The sequence below is a fragment of the Streptosporangium album genome, from assembly GCF_014203795.1.
In the GTDB taxonomy this organism is placed as follows: domain Bacteria; phylum Actinomycetota; class Actinomycetes; order Streptosporangiales; family Streptosporangiaceae; genus Streptosporangium; species Streptosporangium album.
Window position 1 is genome coordinate 4,724,469 of the sequence record NZ_JACHJU010000001.1, and the last position, 19,881, is coordinate 4,744,349.

Here is a 19,881-nt window from a genome sequence, read left to right on the forward strand (position 1 = left end):
GGGCCGGGCGGTCCTGTACGAAATGGTGAAGCTAACGCCAATTGACGTGTTTGTCCGCAAGGTGGCCGGCCCGCAGTCCGGGCTCCTCGGCGTGACCTCCGGGCACCGCGGCCATGCGGCGGTCCGCCGCCCCGCGGGTGCCGCCTACCTCCGTGACCCCGCTCAGCACTCGATGACGTTGACGGCCAGGCCGCCTCGGCTCGTCTCCTTGTACTTGTCGAGCATGTCCCTGCCGGTGTCGCGCATCGTCTTGATCGCTTTGTCCAGGGCGACGAAGTGCCGGCCGTCGCCGCGGAGCGCGATGCGGGCGGCGGTGATGGCCTTGATCGCGCCCACCGCGTTCCGTTCGATGCACGGGATCTGCACCAGGCCGCCGATCGGGTCGCAGGTCAGGCCCAGGTTGTGCTCGATGCCGATCTCGGCGGCGTTCTCCACCTGTTCCGGAGTGCCGCCCAGCACCTCGGTGAGCCCGGCGGCGGCCATCGAGCAGGCCGAGCCGACCTCGCCCTGGCAGCCGACCTCGGCGCCGGAGATGGAGGCGTTCTCCTTGAACAGCACGCCGATCGCCCCGGCGGTGAGCAGGAAGCGGACCACGCCCTCGTCGTCGGACTGGGGGGTGAAGCGGTCGTAGTAGGTCAGTACGGCCGGGATGATGCCGGCGGCGCCGTTGGTGGGGGCGGTGACGATCCGGCCGCCGGCGGCGTTCTCCTCGTTCACCGCGAGGGCGTACAGCGTGACCCAGTCCATGGTCTGCAGCGGGTCCTTCTCCGGGGACTCACTCTGCAGCCGCCGGTGGAGCTGGTGGGCACGGCGTCTGACCTTCAGCCCGCCGGGCAGCACGCCCTCCTTGGCGGTGCCGCGCCGGACGCACTCGCTCATGACGTGCCACAGGTTCAGCAGCTGGTCGCGGATCTCCCGCTCCGAGCGGCCGAAGGCCTTCTCGTTCTCCAGCATCAGCCCGGAGATCGACAGGCCGGTCTCCGCGCACTGGGCGAGCAGTTCGGCGGCCGTCGTGAAGGGGTGGGGAAGGATGGTGTCGTCGGGCTTGATCCGGTCGGCGCCGGTGGCGTTCTCGTCCACGACGAAGCCGCCGCCCACCGAGTAGTAGACCTTCTCCCGGATCGGTTCGCCCGTCTCGGAGAAGGCCGTGAAACGCATGCCGTTGGGGTGGTGCGGCAGCGAGATCTTGCGTTCGAAGACGAGGTGTTCGCCGACCACGAAGGGGATCTCGCGGGAGCCGTACAGGGAGATCGTCCCGGAGGCGCGCATGGCGGCCACCCGGCCGTCGACGGTGTCGACGTCGACGAGTTCGGGCTTCTCGCCGGACAGGCCGAGGAGGACGGCCTTGTCGCTGCCGTGGCCCTTGCCGGTCAGCCCGAGTGAGCCGTACAGGATCACCTCGACCCGGGTGGTCTTCTCCAGGAGCCCGTCCTGGTCGAGCCCCCGGGCGAACTTGTGCGCGGCGGCCATCGGTCCGCCGGTGTGCGAACTGGACGGGCCGATTCCGATCTTGAAGAGATCGAAGACACTGATCGCCATTGATCTGGTCCCTGCTTTCACATCGCCGTGATCATGCGCGCCCGGTGGCGCGCATGATCACGGCACGAGAGAAGAATTCTCAGGACTCGCCTGAGGTGAGTGCCGTGTACTCCTCGGCGGACAGCAGGTCGTCGGCGTCGCCCTCGAGGCGGATGCGGAACAGCCAGCCCTCGCCGTAGGAGTCGCTGTTGACCAGGGACGGGTCGTCCACGACCGCCTGGTTGACCTCGACCACCTCGCCGCCCACCGGGGCGAAGAGGTCGCTCACCGACTTGGTCGACTCGACCTCGCCGACCGCGTCGCCGGCGCCGACCGCCGAACCGACCTCGGGGACCTGGACGTAGACCACGTCACCCAGTGCGTCGGCGGCGTAGGCGGTGATGCCCACGGTGAGGGTCAGGCCGTCGTCGACGCCCGCGACCCACTCGTGCTCCTTGGTGTACTGCAGGTCCTCGGGAATGCTGCTCACTTTTTCCTCCTGTAGAAAGGCAGTTCAACGATGTCGACCGGTTCGTGATTACCCCGGATGTCCACCGCCAGACCGTCGGACAGGCCGCTGTCCACGTAGGCCATGGCGATGGGCTTGCCCAGTGACGCCGACGGCGCTCCGCTGGTGACCACGCCGGCGACGGCGCCGTCGCCGGCGACGACCACCGGGTATCCGTGCCGGGGCACCCTGCGGCCGGTCGTGACCAGTCCGACCAGGCGGCGGGCCGGCGGGACGTCCTTGAGCGGTTCCAGGGCGGCCCGGCCGACGAAGTCACCCGGCTTGTCAAACCTCACCACACGGCCGAGCCCCGCGTCGAACGGAGTGAGGTCGGCCGACAGCTCGTTTCCGTACAGCGGCATGCCCGCCTCCAGACGGAGGGTGTCGCGCGCGGACAGCCCGGCCGGCCGCAGCCCGTACGGCTCGCCGGCCTCGGTGAGCGCGGCCCAGAGCGGCTCGGCGTCGCCGGCCGCGATGAACAGCTCGAAGCCGTCCTCGCCGGTGTATCCGGTGCGGGCGACGAGGGCGTCGCGGCCGGCGACGGTGGCGGGCAGGCCGGCGTAGTACTTGAGCCCGCCGAGGTCGGCGTCGGTCAGCTCGCCCAGGATGGCGCGGGAGCGCGGGCCCTGGACCGCGATCAGCGCGTACTGCTCGGAGCGGTCCTCCACCACGGCGTCGAAGGCCGTGGCGCGCTCGGCGAGCTCGGCGGCGACCCGGGGGTAGTTGGAGGCGTTGGCGACGACCATGAACTCGTCGTCGGCCAGGCGGTAGACGATCAGGTCGTCCAGCACGCCGCCCGCCGGATCGACGATCATGGTGTAGCGGGCGCGGCCCGGCTCCAGGGCGGAGATGTAGCCGACCAGGGCGTAGTCCAGGGCCTCGCCGGCCTGGGGGCCGGTCACGAAGATCTCGCCCATGTGGGACAGGTCGAACAGGCCCGCCGCCTGGCGGACCGCGTTGTGCTCGGTGGACTCGCTGCCGTAGCGGAGCGGCATCAGCCAGCCCGCGAAGTCGGTCAGCGTCGCACCGAGGGCCTCGTGGACGTCGCGCAGCGGCGTAGGTCGGGACATGTTCGCACCTCAAGCAGGGGACAGATGAGAGCATCCTCCCCCTCTGTCATCGATGCCTGAGAGCTTCGCCCGGTTTTTACCGGACTTTCACCTTCGGCGAGGCCGCCGGGCCTGCTTTCCAGAGAGCACCTACCCGCACGGTCCTTTGCCTTGAGAGGTTCGCGGGGAGGGCTTGCTCCTTCAGGGGTCCTGGTCTGGATGTCAGGACGCTCTCCCGCACGGGATTCATCGGTGTCGTGGCCAGCCTAACCGTCCGCACCGGCCGAGCGAAATCCCATGGCGGCGTGTTCTCTCCGCCGGAGGCGACCGCACAGGTCAGGAGCGGGCCTGCCGTACGAGCTCCTCGAACAGCAGGGACTCGTCGTCGGCCTCGGGGTGCCACTGGACCGCGACGGCGAACGGGTGGTCCTCCAGCTCCACGGCCTCGACCGTGCCGTCCTCGGCGTGGGCGGTCGCGGTCAGGCCCGCGCCCAGCCGGTCGGCGGCCTGGTGGTGGTAGTGGGCCACGTCCACGCTCTCGAAACCGAGGATCTTGGCGAGCCGGCTGCCGGGGACCGGCCGTACCGGCATGCGGCCGAACCGCCCGGGGGCCGGGGCGTGCCCGCCGTGGCCGACCACGTCGGGCAGGTGCTGGCGCAGGCTGCCGCCGAGGGCGACGTTGAGGACCTGCAACCCCCGGCAGACGCCGAGGAACGGGATGCTCCGCTCCAGGACCGCCCGCGCCAGCCCGGTCTCGGCGTCGTCGCGGAACGTCCGGACGTGGCTGGTCCGCTCGTGCGGGGCCGCGCCGTACCGGGCCGGATCGACGTCTCCGCCGCCGGCCAGGATCAGCCCGTCCAGCCGTCCGGCCAGCGCGGCCGGGTCGCCCGCCGGGGGCAGGATCACCGGCTGCCCGCCTGCGCGGACCACGTGGTCCACGTAGGTGTACGGCAGGAGCGCGGTGGTCATCTCCCAGACGGTGAACTTCGCGGGCTCGACGTAGCAGGTGATGCCGATGACGGGGCGGGACATGGTCTCTTTCTCGCAGGGGTCCGGGACGTGGAGTGCCTGCCCACGTCCCGGCCCATTATCGACGGGGGCGGGTATGGCACCGGCAAAGCCGTCCATCGGGCGTCCGGGCTGCCGGGCATGACAGCGTCCGGGCTCGGCCGGTTACAGCGGCGTGACGTAGGCGCCGGAGATGCCGCCGTCCACCAGGAACTCCGATCCGGTGATGAAACTCGCGTCGTCCGACGCCAGGAACGCCACCGCGGCGGCGATCTCGGAGGCCTCGGCGAACCGGCCAACCGGGATGTGCACCAGGCGGCGCTGCGCCCGCTCGGGGTCCTTGGCGAACAGCTCCCGCAGCAGCGGCGTGTTGACCGGTCCCGGGCACAGGGCGTTGACCCGGATGCCCTCCCGGGCGAACTGGACGCCGAGTTCGCGGGACATGGCCAGCACCCCGCCCTTGGAGGCGGTGTAGGAGATCTGGCTGGTGGCGGAGCCCATCACGGCCACGAAGGACGCGGTGTTGATGATCGACCCCTTGCCCTGGCGTCGCATGTAGGGGATGGCGTGCTTGCAGCACAGGTAGACCGAGGTGAGGTTGACCTCCTGGACCCTGCGCCAGGCGTCGAGGCCGGTCTCCAGGATCGAGTCGTCCTCCGGCGGTGAGATGCCCGCGTTGTTGAACGCGATGTCCACGCTGCCGTAGGTGTCGAACGCGGTCTGGAACATCCGGATGACGTCGTCCTCGCTGGTGACGTCGGCCCTGACGAAGAGGCCGTCCACCTCGGCCGCCGCCGACGACCCGGTCGCCTCGTCCAGGTCCACGCACACGACGCGGGCGCCCTCCTCGGCGAACCGGCGCGCGGTGGCCAGGCCGATCCCGCTCCCCGCGCCGGTGACGACGGCGACCCGGTCCTGCAAACGCTGCATGGCTGTCAATCCTCCGAAATGAAGACGTTCTTGGTCTCGGTGAACGCGGACAGGGCGTCCGGGCCCAGCTCCCGGCCGAGCCCGGACTGCTTGAAACCGCCGAACGGGGTCCAGTAGCGGACGCTCGAATGGGAGTTGACGCTGAGGTTGCCCGCCTCGATGCCCCTGGCCACCCGGAGCGCGCGGCCGACGTCCCGGGTCCAGATGGAGCCGCTGAGGCCGTACCTGGTGTCGTTGGCCAGCCGTACGGCGTGCGCCTCGTCGTCGAACGGCACGACCGCCACCACCGGGCCGAAGATCTCCTCGGTGAACGCCGGGTCGGTCACCTCGGGGGTGAGGACCGTCGGCGGGAACCAGAAGCCCGGCCCCTGCGGGCACGTCCCCCGCAGGTGGACCGGGCCGGTGACGAAGGAGGCCACCCGGTCGCGGTGCGCGGCGCTGATCAGCGGGCCCATCTCGGTGCCCTCGTCGCGCGGATCACCCACCTTGACCCTCAGCACCGCCGCCGCGAGCCGTTCCAGGAAGTCGTCGTAGACCGAGCGCTCCACCAGGATGCGGGACCGCGCGCAGCAGTCCTGGCCCGCGTTGTCGAACACCGCGTACGGCGCGGTCGCGGCGGCCTTCTCCAGGTCGGCGTCGGCGAAGACCACGTTGGCGTTCTTGCCGCCCAGCTCCAGAGTGATCCGCTTGACCTGCGCGGCGCATCTGGCCGCGATCTCCTTGCCGACCTCGGTCGAGCCGGTGAACACGATCTTCGCCACGTCCGGGTGCTCGACCAGCCGGACCCCCGCCACCTCGCCCGTCCCGGGCAGGACCTGGAGCACCCCCTCCGGGAGGCCGGCCTCCCGGGCCAGCTCCGCCAGGCGCAGCGCGGTCAGCGGCGTCCATTCGGCGGGTTTGACGATCACGGTGTTGCCCGCCGCCAGCGCCGGGGCCACCCCCCAGGTCATGATGACCATCGGGAAGTTCCACGGCACGATCACGCCGACGACGCCCAGCGGCTCCTGGAAGGTGACGTCCAGCCCGCCGGCGACCGGGATCTGCCTGCCGTGGTCGCGCTCGGGAGCCCCGGCGTAGAAGTTCAGCACGTCACGGACGTTGCCCGCCTCCCAGCGGGCGTTGCCGACCGTGTGCCCGGCGCCCGCGACCTCCAGCTGGGCCAGCTCCTCGGCGTGCTCCTCCACCAGCGAGGCGAAGGCGCGCAGCAGCCGGGCGCGGTCGCCCGGGCCGACGGTGCGCCAGGAGGTGAAGGCGCGCCTGGCGCGCTCCACCGCCCGGTCCACCTCGGCGGCGTCCACGGCCCCGACCTCGGCGAGCACCTCTTCGGTCGCCGGATTTATGATCTTCACGTTCACATCCGTTCGAATCCCCGGAACAGCTCCCAGTCCGTGACCGCCGCGTCGAAGGCGGCCAGCTCGACCCGGGCGTTGTTCGCGTAGTGCGCCACGACGTCCTCGCCGAAGGCGGTGCGGGCGATCTCGGAGCCCTCCCACAGCTCCAGGGCGTCCCGGAGTGTGCGTGGCACGGTCTCCGCGTCCGAGGCGTAGGCGTTCCCGGCGAACGGCTCCGCGAGCGGCAGCCCGTTCTCGATGCCGTACAGCCCGGCCGCGACCAGCGCCGAGACGGCCAGGTAGGGGTTGACGTCGCCGCCGGGCACCCGGTTCTCGATCCGCAGCGACTGCCCGTGCCCGACCAGCCGCAGCGCGCAGGTCCGGTTGTCCACGCCCCATCTGACCGCGGTGGGGGCGAAGCTGCCCGCCACGTACCGCTTGTAGGAGTTGATGTTCGGGGCGTAGAGCAGCGTGAGCTCGCGCAGGCAGGCGAGCTGCCCGGCGATGAAGTGCCGCCCGGTCTCCGACAGCCCGTGCGGGCCGTCCCCGGCCATGACGGGCGCCCCGCCGGAGTCCCGCAGTGAGATGTGGACATGGCAGGAGTTGCCCTCGCGCTGGTTCGGCTTGGCCATGAAGGTGATCGACATGCCCTCCTGGGAGGCGATCTCCTTGGCGCCGTTCTTGTAGACGGCGTGGTTGTCGCAGCTGGTCAGCGCGTCGGCGTAGCGGAAGGCGATCTCGTGCTGGCCGAGGTTGCACTCGCCCTTGGCCGACTCCACGTACATCCCGGCGCCCTCCATGCCGAGCCTGATCCTGCGCAGCAGCGGCTCGACCCGGGCGGTGCCGAGGAGGGAGTAGTCGACGTTGTAGAGGTTGGCCGGGGTCAGGTTGCGGTAGCCACGCCGCCAGGCCTCCTCGTAGGTGTCGTTGCAGACCACGAACTCCAGCTCGGTCCCGACGAACGCGTCCCAGCCCCGCTCGCCCAGCCGGCCGAGCTGCCGCCGCAGGATCTGCCTCGGCGAGGCGGTCACGTCCGAGCCGTCCTCCCACACCAGATCGGCCATGAGCAGGGCCGTGCCCTCCTGCCACGGCACCCGGCGCAGGGTGGACAGGTCGGGCCTCATCACGAAGTCGCCGTATCCGCGCTCCCACGACGACATGGCGTAGCCGTCCACCGTGTTCATGTCCACGTCCACGGCGAGCAGGTAGTTGCAGCCCTCGGAGGAGTGCTGCAGCACCTCCTCCAGGAAGTAGCGCGCGGACAGCCGTTTCCCCTGCAGGCGGCCCTGCATGTCGACGATCGCCAGCAGCACGGTGTCGATCCGTCCCGCCCGCACCTCGTCGTGAAGCTCGCCGACGTCCACGCAGCCCTCCTTGCCGGAGCCTTATTGGGCTAATGTCAGACCATTGAGTTCCACAAGAGGATCTCTTGTCAAGGGCGGAGACGAGATTGGACGAGTCGCAGCGGCTGACGACCGTGCTGCGGCCGGTACGTGCGGGAAACGCCTTCGAGGAGACCGTGGAGCGCCTGCTCCAGGCGATCAAACTCGGTGTGGTGACCGAGAAGCTGCCGCCGGAGCGGGAGCTCGCGGTGCAGCTCGGGATCAGCAGGGTCACCCTGCGCGAGGCCATCCGCGCGTTGCAGGAGGCGGGCTACCTCACCGTACGGCGCGGCAGGTACGGGGGCGCGTTCGTCACCTACGCCCCGCCCCGTCCCAGCCGGGGAGACCTGCGCAGGGCCGTGACCGACATGGGGACCGACGACCTGGCCGACGCCCTCACCTTCCGGATGGCGGTGGAGTGCGGTGCCGCCCAGGTGCTGGCCACCGCGGAGCTGAGCGAGGCGGGGCGCGACACGCTGCGCCGGCGCCTGCGCGAGGTCAACGAGGCCGGGCCCGACGACTACCGCCGCCTCGACACGGCCTTCCATCTGGCCATCGCCGAGCTGACCGGCTCCCCGCTGCTCGCCGCGGCCTGTGCGGACGCCAGACTCCGGGTCACCGACCTGCTCAACGCGATCCCGGTGCTTCAGCGCAACATCGAACACGCCGCCACTCAGCACGAGGCGATCGTAGCCGCGGTCCTGGCCCAGGACCCCGACGCCGCGCGGCGTGCGGTGGCCGAACATCTTGAGGGCACCGCCGCGTTGTTGCGAGGGTTTCTCGCATAATCTGGTGAACCAGTGGGGGATCTCTTCGGGCAACGGATCGTGGACGCAGGACGGCTTCCGCTGTTCTGCTTCTTCGTCGCGCTGATCGTCGCCTTCGTGTTCACCCGGATCAACGTCCGGCTCATCCGCGCCAAGATCGGCTGGTTCCGCAACGTCGGCGTCGGCGAGATGCACATCCACCATGTGGTGTTCGGCGTGGTGCTCACCCTGCTCGGAGGGGTGGCGGGCCTGATCGTGTCGGGCATCTCGCAGAGCTGGTACGCCGTGACGGCGGGCATCTTCGGCATCGGCGCCGCCCTGATCCTGGACGAGTTCGCGCTGATCCTGCACCTGCGCGACGTCTACTGGGAGGAGGAGGGCCGTACGTCGGTCGACGCCGTGTTCATCGCGGTCGCGATCACCGGCCTGCTCCTGATCGGTCTGCGCCCGCTCGGGTGGGAGGGCTCCTACGGCACGCCGCCGGGCACGTGGCTCGCGACCGGGATCATCGTGGTCAACCTCGTGCTCGCGGTGGTCACGCTGCTCAAGGGCAAGATCTGGACTGGTCTGGCCGGCCTGTTCATCCCCTTCCTGCTGATCCCCGGCGCCCTGCGGCTGGCACGCCCGGGATCGCCCTGGGCTCACTGGTTCATGGCGTCCGGCGCCCGGCGTCCCCGGCCGCGGAAGATGGCCACGGCCGAACGCCGGGAGGAGCGCTGGCGCCGCCCGGTGATCCGCGCCAAGATCGCGTTTCAGGAGTTCGTCTCGGGCCGCCACGACCTCCCCTCCACTCGCCGCAGGGTCCGCCGCTGAGCGGGCGGGCATACTGGGGGGCGTGAGTGCGCTTCCATCCCGCTGGGACGGCGTCGAGCAACGGGTCCCCGGCTCCCTGACCGACCTGCGTGGTCGCCCTGCCCGGTTCGCGACCGCCGCCGAGACGCCGTTGCCCGAGGTCGCCGACGGGGTCGCCGAGGCCTTCGGGGAGGCGGGGCTGGAGGCCACCGTGGTCGAGGTCACACCCCGGATGGGCCGCCTGGTCGTGAGCGATCCGGTGACCGGGCAGAGCTGCGAGTTCGACCTGCTGAGGGAGGCCTTCCAGCGGCAGCCCGTGATCGTCGGCGACCTGTCCGTCGTCTCTCTGGACGACGCGGTGGGCCTCAAGATGCGGGCCCTGCACGAACGCAGCCTCGCCCGCGACGTCATCGACATCGCCGCCGTCTCCCACCTGTACGGCTTCCGCGAGCTCGAACAGCTCGCCCGCCTGCACAACGAGGAGTTCTCCCTCGCCGAACTGGTGATGCGGCTGGAGTTCGTCGAGCTGATCGCCGACGACGATTTCGAGGCCCACGGCGTGGACGGGCGGCGGATCGCGGAGATCCGGCGGCTCTGCCTGGCATGGGTGGAGGACATCAAGCTCCGCCGGGCCGACGAGGGCGACGCCGAGTACGGTGCCGACTACGACGACGTCCCCGACCCCGACTGACGGCGTGACGTCCGCCGGAGCATCCCCAGGCCGAGGACGGACGCCTGCCGGGTGGGGCCGGGCTCCCGGATCGAACCCGGTGGTGCGGTGGGGTTCAGCGGGGGCGGGAAGGCCCCGGCCCCTCACGGATGGGTCATCGCTGAATGGGCGGAGGTTTGAGGCCTTCGCCGGTAAGGCTTTCTCCGCCCATCTGGCCGGTGGCGCGGGACCCATTTCGATCGACGGATCCTGGCAAACAGTGGATAATCGGAAATCCTCGATCAGGTAAAGCCCGATGTCATCTCGGCATGGCCTCTGGCCTGGCCACCAGACATGAGAAGTGCTCGGCAATTCCCTGGTGTGCGGATGCGCAGGTTGAAGCATGGGGCCACCGCTGAAGCCGTGCCGCCTGTGACGCTTGTCAATGGTAAACAATGAAGGTGAGAGTAAATACGACCACCTTATTTGCCGATTTCCGTAATAAAGTCATGAAATGAGCAGTGACAAGCTTCTGGGTGAGTTCCTGCGCGCTCGGCGCGAGGTCACCACACCCCGCCAGGTGGGGCTGTCGCACTCCGGCCGCCGCCGGACGCCGGGACTGCGCCGGCAGGAGGTGGCGATGTTGGCCGCCGTCGGCACCGACTACTACGTCCGGCTGGAACAGGGGCGGGAGCGCCATCCGTCCGAGCGGGTGCTCGATGTCCCGAGGGTGCTGAACCTCGACCTCGGGCCGACCTTGGGCGCATATCGGGCGACTGCGGATGTGCGCCCCTTTGCCGTTATCGGCTCGTGCGGCGAATAGCGCAGAGGCGTCCACGCCCTATCAGATCTTCATCGCTCCGCTGACGACCTGATCGTGAGCAGCAGATATCTGAAAGGAAGACATGGTGATGCCAGTGCCGCGTATGCGCTCGATCCGGGCGCGCTACACGACCGTCGTGGCAGCGCTGTTGCTGGTCATCCTGACCACGGCCGGCGTGGGCTTCGACCTAGCGATCCGATACAAGCTGCAGGACGACATCTTCGGCGATGTCGAGCCGGTCGCCAGCCAGTGGAGTGCGGTCGCGCGCAGCGGCAGCGTGCCGCACGTGATCCCCACATCCGCCAACGTCGGCCTCGTCCAGGTGGTGGACGCCCGCGGCAGGGTCGTGGACTCCAGCAGGCAGGCGGAGGGCAGGCCGTCGATGAGCACGGTCCGGCCGCCGGCCGACAACCGGTTCCAGAGGCTGGCCGAGTGCTCCGCGCAGGGTGGATGCGTCATGATCGCGGCCATCCGGGTCTCTCCCGCGCCGGACGCCCCGGTCGTCTACGCCGGCATGGCGGAGCCGCACATCCTGCGCATGCACAACCTGGAGTACATCCTCTCCGCCAGCGTGCTCCTCCTGCTGGTCCTCGGAACCTGGATGACGTGGGGTGTGGTCGGCCGGATGCTGTGCCCGGTGGCGGCGATCCGCGCGCGGATGGCCGAGATCACCGTCAGCGACCTGAGCCTGCGGGTGCCCACGCCGCCCGGGGAGGACGAGATCGCGCTGCTGGCCCGTACCGCGAACCAGACCCTGGCCCGGCTGGAGGGAGCGGTGGAACAGCAGCGCCGGTTCGCCTCCACCACCTCCCACGAGCTGCGGACCCCGATCGCCGGGCTGCGCGCGCAACTGGAGGAGGCGCTGCTCTACCCCGGTGACGTCGATCTGCGCGAGACCGTCCGGGGCGCGCTGTCGACCACCGGCCGGCTCCAGGCGATCGTCGACGACCTGCTGCAGCTGGCCCGGCTGCGCGCCGCCGACCCGGCGCCGCCCGAGCCGATCGACCTCGGCGCGCTGGTGAGGCAGGAGGCGGCCCAGCCCGGTGGTGTGCCGGTGGATGTCCAGGCGGCCTCCGGCGTGCAGGTCCAGGGCTCCCGGATCCAGCTGATCCGGGTGATCGGCAACCTGCTGAGCAACGCGCGACGGCACGCCGACACCGCTGTCAGGGTCCGCGTCGAGTCCGTCGGCGGCCAGGCCGTCGTGGCCGTGGTCGACGACGGCGCCGGCATCGCGCCGGCCGACCGTGAGCGCGTCTTCGAACGGTTCACCCGCCTGGCCGACGGACGCCGCCGCGATGCCGGCGGCAGCGGGCTCGGACTCGCCATCTCCCGCGACATCGCCAACGCCCACCACGGGACCCTGCGGGTCGAGGACTCGCCGCGAGGCGCCCGGTTCGTCCTCCGGCTGCCGCTGTCGGGCGCCGAGCACGTGGGCGCCGAGCACGTGGACACGGAACCGGCCGTCACGGAGCGTCCTGTCTCGTGCTCCCGGGAAACCGCCGGCTGGAGGCTGTTCTGGAACAAGGCCGACCCGGGTGGACCGATCCGTAAGGCCATCCGCCTTCGGAGGTTCTGGGCCTCGTCGCGGAACGGCCGGTCAGGCGGTTGCCGGCCGTAGGAGGAACGCGGTCTCGGCGTCGTGCAGACCGCGGTTGAGGCGGGGGACCGCGAGGACGATCGCGATGGCCCGGCACCAGAGCATCAGGCCCCGGGGTCCACGTCGAGCTGGGCGACGTTCTCCCGGAGCGAGGGCCTCTCGTCGAGGCGGCCGACCGGCGTGCCGGGCTCCACAGCGTCCAGGAGCAGGGCTCCGGCCTCGACGTCCGCCCGCCGCACCCGGAAGATCCGCGAGGTGTCAACCATGATTGACATAAATGTCGTGTCAACCTATGTTGACGTCATCGACTTTCGTCTGCGAAACCGGGCCGGGCGCCCAGAACGAGTAAAAGCGCGGTAGATAGGAAAGGCGGCGACCGGGGACCGGTCACGCCGGTTCAGAGGAGTTGAAATTGGCCGAGACCGCCTCCTGGCGACTCCTGCTCGCCTCCATCCGCCCCCATCGGCGGGCCCTGCTCACCGGTGGGATTCTCAGCCTCGTCGGCTCGCTGGCCGGGCTGTCCATGCCGTTCCTGGCCAAGGTGGTCATCGACGCCTTCGGCGAGCAGCGTTCCCTGGTCGGACCGGTGCTCGGCCTGACCGCCGCCGTGCTGGTGGGGGCCGGAGTCGGCGCGCTCGGCAGATACGTGCTGGAGCGCATGGGCGAAGGCGTCGTGTTCTCCGCCCGGCGCAGCCTGGTGGACCGGATGCTGCGGCTGAGGGTGTCGGAGGTGGACCGGCTCAAGCCGGGGGACCTGCTGTCGCGGGTGACCTCCGACACCACCCTGCTCCGGGCGGTGTTCACCGACGGTGTCGTCGAGATGGTCAGCGCGGCGTTCATGCTGGTCGGCGCTGCGGTGATGATGGCGCTCATGGACGGGCTGCTGCTGCTCATCACGCTGGCGGTCCTGGCCCTGGTCGGCTCGCTCGTGGGCCTGGTCATGCCGCGTATCCGGCGGGCCTCGACGCAGGCGCAGGTCGCGGTGGGCGAGATGGGGGCGGTGCTCGACCGGGTGCTGCAGGCCTTCCGCACCGTCAAGGCCAGCGGCGCCGAGGACCGCGAGATCGCCGCGGTCGCCGAGGCGGCCCGGGAGGCACGGGACCGGGGCATCGCGGTCGCCTGGTGGACCTCCATCGCCGGAATCTCCGCGTGGGTCTCCGCGCAGCTCGCCTTCGTCGCCGTGCTGGGCGTGGGCGGCGCGCGGGTCGCGTCCGGCGCGCTGGAGGTGTCCTCGCTGATCGCCTTCCTGCTCTACCTGTTCTACCTGGTCGCCCCGGTCGGTCAGCTGATCCAGGGCGTCACCCAGATGCAGAACGGTCTGGCGGCGGTGAAGCGGATCCGCGAGATCGAGGAGCTCCCGGCGGAGGAGGCCGAGAAGGCGGACGGGGCGGTCGGCGCGGCTCCCGCGGGGGTGAGCTTCGAGGGCGTCGCGTTCCGGTACGGCGACGATCGGCCGGTGGTCCATCACGACGTCTCCTTCACGGTCCCGGCAGGCGGCATGACCGCGCTCGTCGGTCCGTCGGGGGCGGGCAAGTCCACGGTGTTCGCCCTGCTCGAACGGTTCTACGAGCAGCAGGCCGGGACGATCACGGTCGACGGGCGCGACATCAGACAGTGGCCGCTGGGCGAGTTGCGGGCCTCCCTCGGCTATGTCGAGCAGGACGCGCCGGTGCTGGACGGCTCGCTCCGGGAGAACCTGGTCTTCGCCGCGCCGGGCGTGAGCGAGTCCGACATCGGCAGAGTGCTCGCGCTGACCCGGCTGGAGGACCTGGTCGCCCGGCTCCCCGACGGGCTGGAGACCAAGGTCGGCCATCGCGGGATCATGCTCTCCGGCGGGGAGCGCCAGCGGGTCGCCATCGCGCGCGCCCTGCTGCGGCGGCCGCGGCTGCTCCTGCTCGACGAGGCCACCTCCCAGCTCGACGCGGTCAACGAGCTACGGCTCCGCGAGGTGATCGCCGAAGTGGCGAAGGAGACGACCGTGCTGGTGATCGCCCATCGCCTGTCCACGGTGACCAGCGCCGACCGGATCGTGGTGATGGAGGCGGGCCGGGTCCGGGCTGTGGGCACCCACGGCGAGTTGCTGGACGACGACGATCTCTACCGCGAACTCGCCGCCACCCAGTTCCTCTTGAGGACGTAGATCCCAGATCGCGGCCTGTGCCGCCGCATGCAAATTCGTGTGGAGCGTAACGGGATAGTTCGGTCACCGATCCCGCTGACTGGTTGGCCGTCCAGGAAAGCGGGCATTCCGGCCTGTGCGAAGCCTCTCCTTCGTCTGGGAGCGCCCATCGGGTGCTCACCGTGTCCGGTCTCCGGTCCAGTCCGTGCGGGACGGGGCAGGGTGAGGGCCGGGCCGGCAATCGGAAAAGGGGGCATCCCGGATGTTCTGTCCGGGATGCCCCCTTCCTCTGGGTTGACCGGTAGCCTCCGGGTGACAAATATGAATGCGTTCATTCAGTCCTGATGGGGAGGTTCGGTCATGACCGGCAGCCGGATTGTGCGCGCGCCGCGCGGCACCACGCTCACCGCCAAGGGATGGCCGCAGGAGGCGGCACTCCGCATGATCCAGAACAACCTGGATCCCGAGGTGGCCGAGCATCCTGAACAGCTCGTCGTCTACGGCGGTTCGGGCAAGGCCGCCCGTGACTGGCGTTCCTTCGACGCGATCACCCGCACCCTGACCACGCTGGAGGGTGACGAGACGCTGCTGGTGCAGTCCGGCCGCCCTGTCGGGGTGTTCCGCACGCACGAGTGGGCGCCCCGGGTCCTTATCGCCAACTCCAACCTCGTGCCCGACTGGGCCAACTGGGAGGAGTTCCGCCGTCTGGAGGCCGCGGGCCTGACCATGTACGGGCAGATGACGGCCGGGTCCTGGATCTACATCGGCACCCAGGGCATCCTGCAGGGGACCTACGAGACCTTCGCGGCCGTCGCCGCCAAACGGTTCGGAGGCTCGCTGGCCGGGACGATCACTCTCACCGCCGGGCTCGGCGGCATGGGCGGCGCCCAGCCGCTCGCCGTGACCATGAACGACGGCGTGGCGATCTGCGTCGACTGCGACCCCAGGTCGATCGAACGCCGGATCGAGCACCGCTATCTGGACGTGCGGGCCGACAACCTCGATGAGGCGCTGCGCCTGGCCTACGAGGCCCGCGACCAGCGCAGGCCGCTGAGCATCGGCGTCGAGGCCAACGCCGCCGAGGCGGTGCCCGAACTGCTCCGCCGGGGTGCGGAGATCGACATCGTCACCGACCAGACCTCCGCGCACGACCCGCTGATGTACCTGCCGGTCGGAGTGGCCTTCGAGGACATGGCCGCCGAGCGGGAGAAGGACCCGGCCGGCTTCACCCGGAAGGCGCGGGAGGCCATGGCCAGGCACGTCGAGGCCATGGTCGGATTCCAGGACGCGGGCGCCGAGGTCTTCGACTACGGCAACTCGATCCGGGGCGAGGCGCAGCTCGCCGGCTACAGCCGGGCCTTTGACTTCCCCGGCTTCGTGCCCGCCTACATCCGGCCGCTGTTCTGCGAGGGCAGGGGGCCGTTCCGCTGGGCGGCGCTGTCCGGATCCGCCCAGGACATCGCCAAGACCGACCGGGCCATCCTGGAACTGTTCCCGGACAACGAGCCGCTGGCCCGATGGATCCGGATGGCCCAGGAGCGGGTCCACTTCCAGGGGCTGCCCGCCCGGATCTGCTGGCTCGGGTACGGCGAGCGCCATCTGGCCGGTGAGCGGTTCAACGACATGGTGGCCTCCGGAGAGATCGAGGCCCCGCTGGTGATCGGCCGTGACCACCTCGACTGCGGCTCGGTCGCCTCACCGTACCGGGAGACCGAGGGCATGGCCGACGGCTCCGACGCGATCGCCGACTGGCCGCTGCTGAACGCCATGCTCAACGTGGCCTCCGGCGCAGCCTGGGTCTCCATCCACCACGGCGGAGGCGTCGGCATCGGCCGCTCCATCCACGCCGGCCAGGTCACCGTCGCCGACGGGACCAGGCTCGGCGCCGAGAAGCTCAACAGGGTGCTCACCAACGACCCCGGCACGGGGGTGATCCGCCACGTCGACGCGGGCTACGACGAGGCCGTCACCGTCGCGGAGGAGCGCGGCGTCCGCATCCCGATGCGCGAGTCCTGAAAGGGCCCGTGCCAGGCCCGGCCGATGCGCGAGTGGCCGCGGGGAGGCTCAGACCCGGCCCGGTGCGCGGGCGACCACGCCGGTGAGATCGAGGTCAGCGGGCCGTGGCGGGAATGCCGGCAAACGATCGAGCGGTTGGAGGGGACGTGGGTGACATACTCGACCAGCTTCTCGGGGATCGCCGGCTGTCGCCTGTGCAGCGGAGGATCGCGCGCTACCTCGACGACCACCTGGCCGAGGCCATCTTCCTGTCCAGCGTGGAGCTGGCCGACCGGGCCGGGGTGAGCCAGCCGTCGGTGACCAGGTTCGCCGTGGTGCTCGGGTTCGCGGGCTATCCCGAGCTGCGGCAGGCTCTGCGGCCCTTCGTGCTGGGTGAGCGGAACCCGTCGCGGGCCAACGACCTGCAGACCGCGATCGACGTGGAGATCGAGAACCTGCGGAACGTGCGGGACGGGCTGGCCGACCCGTCGTCCATCGTCGAGCTGGGCGCCCGGCTGGCCGGGTGTGAGCCGCTGCCGGTGCTCGGGCTGCGGGTCTCCAGTGGGCTGGCCACCACGTTCGCCTATTTCGCCCGCCGGATCCACCCCGACGTCCGCCTGCTGACCCACGGCGGCTCGGAGCTGGCCGACGGCCTGCACGCGGCGCGGCGGGCGGGAGCGGGCTGGCTGGTCGCGGTGGTCCTGCCCCGTTACCCGGCCGAGGCCGTGGCCGCTCTGAAGAGCGCCGGTGAGCTGGGTCTGCGGACCGCGGTGATCACCGACCGGCCGGACGTGCCGTTCGAGGCCGACGTGATCCTGGACGCCCCGGTCGGTGAGCGGCTGGTGTTCGACTCGCACGCGGCGCCGCTCGCCCTGGCCATGGTGCTGGTGGAGGCCATGGCGGACGCGACGCCGCTGCGGACGCAGGCCCGGCTGGAGGAGTACGAACGGATGACCGACCAGGCAGGGGTCTTCGCCGACCAGCCGGCCGGCTGCCTCAGGGAGCGGACCGAGTAGGCCCGTCTTGCCCGCCGGCTAACCGGCCAGGTGCCTCAGGGAGCGCACCGACCAGGTGAGAGTCAGCGCGCCGAGCACGATGAACAGGCCGAAGGCCACCGGGATCGTGCCGGCGGAGAGATCCCCCGCGAACAGGGAGCGACCGGCCTCGACCGAGTAGTAGAGCGGATTGAACCTGGCCACCGTCTGCAGCCACTGCGGTCCGAGGGAGACCGGCAGCATCATGCCGGCGAGCAGGGTCAGCGGCAGGGCGAAGAGCTGGACGAGCTGCGACATGCCGTTCTCGTCGCGGATCGCCAGGGCCAGGCCGTAGGAGAGGCTGGCGGCGAACAGACCGGTGGCGGCCATGAGCAGCAGCATGAGCCCGATCTCGGCAGGGCCGAGCCGCAGGCCCATCAGCACGGCCACGCCCATCACCAGGATCGCCTGCAGGACCAGCACGAGCATGTCCTTCAGCACGCGGCCGAGGATGATCGCCGGGCGCCAGGCCTGGCTGACCGCCAGGCGCTCCAGCACGCCGTTGCGGGTCTCGTTGATCATGCCGAAGCCGGTGAACAGCGAGCCGAACAGAGCGATCATCATCATCGCGCCGGGGGTGAAGATCCTCAGCGCGTCGACCAGCGTCCCGCCGGCCGTCATGCCGGTCAGCAGCGGGGCGAACAACAGAAGGTAGAGCACGGGCTGCATGATCCCGAACAGCGGCCAGACCGGGTTGCGGCGGACGTTGCCGAGCTCGTAGCCGAGAAACAGCATGGTGTGACGGAACATGGGGGGTCCTCAGGGGGTTCAGGCGGCGTCGCGGAGGGAGCGGCCGGTGTGCCGCAGGAAGACGTCGTCGAGCGTGGCCCGGTCGAGGGAGATCGACCGGATCGCCAGGCCGCCGACCTCCAGGGCGCGGAGCAGGGCGGGCAGATTGTGCTCGCCGTCGTCGAGGTAGGCGCGCAGTGTCTCGCCTTCCGTCTGGGTCTCCTTGATGTACGGCTGCGCGCCGAGGAGCTCCCGGCCGGCGGCCAGGTCGTCGAGTCTGAGTGTGACGACGTCGCCCGCGACCTCCTTCTTGAGCTTCTCCGGGGTGCCCTCGGCGACGATCAGGCCGTGGTCGATGATGACGAGCCGGTCGCATAGCGCGTCGGCCTCGTCCAGATAGTGGGTGGTCAGCAGCACGCTGGTGCCGGCGTCGCGCAGGGCACGGACCTCGTCCCACAGGTTGGCGCGGTTCTGCGGGTCCAGGCCGGTGGTGGGTTCGTCCAGGAAGACCAGCGGGGGCCGGTTCACCAGGCCGACGGCGAGGGAGAACCGCCGCTTCTGCCCGCCGGAGAGCGTCTTCGCCGGACGGTTCGCGATCTCGGTCAGGCTGAAGGTCTCCAGCAGTTCGTCCGCGCGGGTGTTCGCCTGGCTCCGGGAGAGCCCCGCGATGCGCGCGGCCAGGAGCAGGCTCTCGCGGCCGGGGGCGTTGTCGTCCACGCCGCCGGCCTGGCTGACGTAACCGATCTTCTCCCGGACCTTCGCGGCCTCCTTCACCACGTCGTGCCCGGCCACCCGTGCGGTGCCGGCGGTGGGGGCGGTGAAGGTGGCCAGCATCCGGACGGTGGTGGTTTTGCCCGCGCCGTTCGGGCCGAGAGCGGCGAAGATCTCGCCCTCGCCGACCTCCAGGTCGATGCCTCGGACGGCCTCGACCTCCTCGGACTTGCCTCGCCCGCGTCTGGCGGTGAAGGTCTTGCGCAGCCCGTGCGCTTCGATGATCATGGTTCTCCGTTTCGGGGGTCCGGAAAGCGCCGGAGGGCGTTCCCGGAGAATTCGGATATCGGGAAGACTGAACCCTCCTGCCAGAGGAGACTCAACCGGTTTTCACGGCAGTTCGCCGTTTCTGACCTTCTCGATGGTCTCGCCCACCCAGGTCAGCTGGGCCTGGAGTTGGAGGAGGTTGAGCCGCAGGCACTCGTCGATGTGCCGGGGGGCGCCGTAGGCCTGCTTGCCGCCCATCGCGCGCCGGGTCATGTCGACGGAGAACCTGAGCTGGGCGGCCCTTGCCTCCATCGCCGAGATCAGCTCGGCGGGTGACATCCGGTCCATGAAGGTGATCGCCACCTGGAACGGGTCGACGATCGGCTTGATCTCCCACCAGTTGCTCAGCAGGAGCCGAGAGAACTCCGACCGGCCGATCTCGGTGATCGCGTAGACGGTCTTGCCGCCCTTGCCCTCCTCCACCCGTTCCAGCAGGTCCTCGTCGGCCATCTTGCCCAGGCCGTGGTAGATCGAGCCGTAGGCCACGTTGGCCCAGTGGTGGGTGCCCATGAGTTCGAGGCGGCGCCGTACCTCGTAGCCGTGCAGCGGGCCGTCGAGCAGCACGCCGAGCAGCAGGACGCGAGTGGAGGACATATTCAAATTTGTAGTCAA

19 protein-coding genes and 2 riboswitches are annotated in these 19,881 nt (G+C 70.3%); of the genes, 8 read left to right on the top strand and 11 right to left on the bottom strand.

All coding sequences use genetic code 11. The features are described 5' to 3' along the window. Positions 1-162 precede the first annotated feature (162 nt). From FHR32_RS22550 to FHR32_RS22580, 7 genes are all read right to left on the bottom strand, one after another. Positions 163-1,539, bottom strand: coding sequence for an L-serine ammonia-lyase (locus tag FHR32_RS22550; protein WP_184756115.1), 1,377 nt, complete (start codon positions 1,537-1,539; stop codon positions 163-165). 79 nt (positions 1,540-1,618) lie between these two features. Beyond that, a complete protein-coding gene (gcvH, locus tag FHR32_RS22555) occupies positions 1,619-2,008 on the bottom strand; it encodes a glycine cleavage system protein GcvH (RefSeq protein ID WP_184756116.1) in 390 nt (129 codons plus the stop codon). Continuing rightward, on the bottom strand, positions 2,005-3,096 hold the full coding sequence (gene gcvT, locus FHR32_RS22560) for a glycine cleavage system aminomethyltransferase GcvT (RefSeq protein WP_184756117.1): 1,092 nt from the start codon (positions 3,094-3,096) through the stop codon (positions 2,005-2,007). Before gcvT ends, gcvH begins: the two co-directional genes overlap by 4 nt. A 33-nt stretch (positions 3,097-3,129) precedes the next feature. Further along, positions 3,130-3,224: riboswitch (glycine riboswitch) on the bottom strand. Continuing rightward, a riboswitch (glycine riboswitch) is annotated at positions 3,225-3,323 on the bottom strand. Between the two features lie 88 nt (positions 3,324-3,411). Then, positions 3,412-4,107, bottom strand: coding sequence for a gamma-glutamyl-gamma-aminobutyrate hydrolase family protein (locus tag FHR32_RS22565; protein ID WP_184756118.1), 696 nt, complete (start codon positions 4,105-4,107; stop codon positions 3,412-3,414). 141 nt (positions 4,108-4,248) lie between these two features. Further along, positions 4,249-5,013 (bottom strand): 3-oxoacyl-ACP reductase, encoded by a 765-nt coding sequence (locus FHR32_RS22570; RefSeq protein ID WP_184756119.1) that lies wholly within the window; start codon positions 5,011-5,013, stop codon positions 4,249-4,251. A gap of 5 nt (positions 5,014-5,018) precedes the next feature. Next, positions 5,019-6,362 carry an aldehyde dehydrogenase family protein gene (locus tag FHR32_RS22575; RefSeq protein WP_184756120.1) on the bottom strand — a complete coding sequence of 448 codons (1,344 nt, stop codon included), beginning with the start codon at positions 6,360-6,362 and terminating at the stop codon, positions 5,019-5,021. A 2-nt stretch (positions 6,363-6,364) separates the two neighbouring features. Further along, positions 6,365-7,708 (bottom strand): glutamine synthetase family protein, encoded by a 1,344-nt coding sequence (locus FHR32_RS22580; protein ID WP_312882602.1) that lies wholly within the window; start codon positions 7,706-7,708, stop codon positions 6,365-6,367. Positions 7,709-7,794: 86 nt separating this feature from the next. On the opposite strand from FHR32_RS22580, the gene FHR32_RS22585 reads away from it, so the two are divergent. The 5 genes from FHR32_RS22585 (at position 7,795) to FHR32_RS22605 (ending at position 12,375) form a co-directional block, all read left to right on the top strand. Next, complete coding sequence (locus FHR32_RS22585) at positions 7,795-8,514, top strand: FadR/GntR family transcriptional regulator (RefSeq protein ID WP_184756121.1); 720 nt, start codon at positions 7,795-7,797, stop codon at positions 8,512-8,514. Between the two features lie 12 nt (positions 8,515-8,526). Continuing rightward, the gene (locus FHR32_RS22590; protein ID WP_184756122.1) at positions 8,527-9,306 is read left to right on the top strand and encodes a hypothetical protein; all 780 of its coding nucleotides are present in this window, start codon (positions 8,527-8,529) and stop codon (positions 9,304-9,306) included. Between the two features lie 22 nt (positions 9,307-9,328). Then, positions 9,329-9,976 carry a nucleotidyl transferase AbiEii/AbiGii toxin family protein gene (locus FHR32_RS22595; RefSeq protein WP_184756123.1) on the top strand — a complete coding sequence of 216 codons (648 nt, stop codon included), beginning with the start codon at positions 9,329-9,331 and terminating at the stop codon, positions 9,974-9,976. Between the two features lie 472 nt (positions 9,977-10,448). Then, a complete protein-coding gene (locus tag FHR32_RS22600; RefSeq protein ID WP_184756124.1) occupies positions 10,449-10,757 on the top strand; it encodes a helix-turn-helix domain-containing protein in 309 nt (102 codons plus the stop codon). An 88-nt stretch (positions 10,758-10,845) separates the two neighbouring features. Continuing rightward, on the top strand, positions 10,846-12,375 hold the full coding sequence (locus tag FHR32_RS22605) for a sensor histidine kinase (RefSeq protein WP_184756125.1): 1,530 nt from the start codon (positions 10,846-10,848) through the stop codon (positions 12,373-12,375). An 83-nt stretch (positions 12,376-12,458) separates the two neighbouring features. Here the strand turns inward: FHR32_RS22605 and FHR32_RS22610 are convergent, their stop codons facing one another. Then, complete coding sequence (locus tag FHR32_RS22610; RefSeq protein ID WP_184756126.1) at positions 12,459-12,629, bottom strand: hypothetical protein; 171 nt, start codon at positions 12,627-12,629, stop codon at positions 12,459-12,461. A gap of 137 nt (positions 12,630-12,766) precedes the next feature. On the opposite strand from FHR32_RS22610, the gene FHR32_RS22615 reads away from it, so the two are divergent. From FHR32_RS22615 to FHR32_RS22625, 3 genes are all read left to right on the top strand, one after another. Continuing rightward, on the top strand, positions 12,767-14,494 hold the full coding sequence (locus tag FHR32_RS22615; RefSeq protein WP_184756127.1) for an ABC transporter ATP-binding protein: 1,728 nt from the start codon (positions 12,767-12,769) through the stop codon (positions 14,492-14,494). A gap of 339 nt (positions 14,495-14,833) precedes the next feature. After that, positions 14,834-16,489 carry a urocanate hydratase gene (gene hutU, locus FHR32_RS22620; RefSeq protein ID WP_184756128.1) on the top strand — a complete coding sequence of 552 codons (1,656 nt, stop codon included), beginning with the start codon at positions 14,834-14,836 and terminating at the stop codon, positions 16,487-16,489. Positions 16,490-16,635: 146 nt separating this feature from the next. Beyond that, positions 16,636-17,484 (top strand): MurR/RpiR family transcriptional regulator, encoded by an 849-nt coding sequence (locus tag FHR32_RS22625; RefSeq protein WP_312882605.1) that lies wholly within the window; start codon positions 16,636-16,638, stop codon positions 17,482-17,484. Positions 17,485-17,502: 18 nt separating this feature from the next. Here FHR32_RS22625 and FHR32_RS22630 read toward each other — a convergent pair whose 3' ends face one another. From FHR32_RS22630 to FHR32_RS22640, 3 genes are all read right to left on the bottom strand, one after another. Next, positions 17,503-18,252, bottom strand: a complete 750-nt coding sequence (locus tag FHR32_RS22630; protein WP_184756130.1) for an ABC transporter permease — start codon at positions 18,250-18,252, stop codon at positions 17,503-17,505. Between the two features lie 18 nt (positions 18,253-18,270). After that, on the bottom strand, positions 18,271-19,230 hold the full coding sequence (locus tag FHR32_RS22635; RefSeq protein WP_184756131.1) for an ATP-binding cassette domain-containing protein: 960 nt from the start codon (positions 19,228-19,230) through the stop codon (positions 18,271-18,273). Positions 19,231-19,332: 102 nt separating this feature from the next. Next, complete coding sequence (locus FHR32_RS22640; protein ID WP_184756132.1) at positions 19,333-19,863, bottom strand: PadR family transcriptional regulator; 531 nt, start codon at positions 19,861-19,863, stop codon at positions 19,333-19,335. Between the last annotated feature and the right edge of the window lie 18 nt (positions 19,864-19,881).

What these genes read in the sequence shown, in the direction of transcription:
- FHR32_RS22570 (WP_184756119.1), bottom strand. Translation starts at nt 5,013, where the DNA reads ATGCAGCGTTTGCAGGACCGGGTCGCCGTCGTCACCGGCGCGGGGAGC.
- FHR32_RS22600 (WP_184756124.1), top strand. Translation starts at nt 10,449, where the DNA reads ATGAGCAGTGACAAGCTTCTGGGTGAGTTCCTGCGCGCTCGGCGCGAG.
- FHR32_RS22610 (WP_184756126.1), bottom strand. Translation starts at nt 12,629, where the DNA reads ATGTCAATCATGGTTGACACCTCGCGGATCTTCCGGGTGCGGCGGGCG.
- FHR32_RS22550 (WP_184756115.1), bottom strand. Translation starts at nt 1,539, where the DNA reads ATGGCGATCAGTGTCTTCGATCTCTTCAAGATCGGAATCGGCCCGTCC.
- hutU (WP_184756128.1), top strand. Translation starts at nt 14,834, where the DNA reads ATGACCGGCAGCCGGATTGTGCGCGCGCCGCGCGGCACCACGCTCACC.
- FHR32_RS22565 (WP_184756118.1), bottom strand. Translation starts at nt 4,107, where the DNA reads ATGTCCCGCCCCGTCATCGGCATCACCTGCTACGTCGAGCCCGCGAAG.
- gcvT (WP_184756117.1), bottom strand. Translation starts at nt 3,096, where the DNA reads ATGTCCCGACCTACGCCGCTGCGCGACGTCCACGAGGCCCTCGGTGCG.
- FHR32_RS22640 (WP_184756132.1), bottom strand. Translation starts at nt 19,863, where the DNA reads ATGTCCTCCACTCGCGTCCTGCTGCTCGGCGTGCTGCTCGACGGCCCG.
- FHR32_RS22605 (WP_184756125.1), top strand. Translation starts at nt 10,846, where the DNA reads ATGCCAGTGCCGCGTATGCGCTCGATCCGGGCGCGCTACACGACCGTC.
- FHR32_RS22630 (WP_184756130.1), bottom strand. Translation starts at nt 18,252, where the DNA reads ATGTTCCGTCACACCATGCTGTTTCTCGGCTACGAGCTCGGCAACGTC.
- FHR32_RS22635 (WP_184756131.1), bottom strand. Translation starts at nt 19,230, where the DNA reads ATGATCATCGAAGCGCACGGGCTGCGCAAGACCTTCACCGCCAGACGC.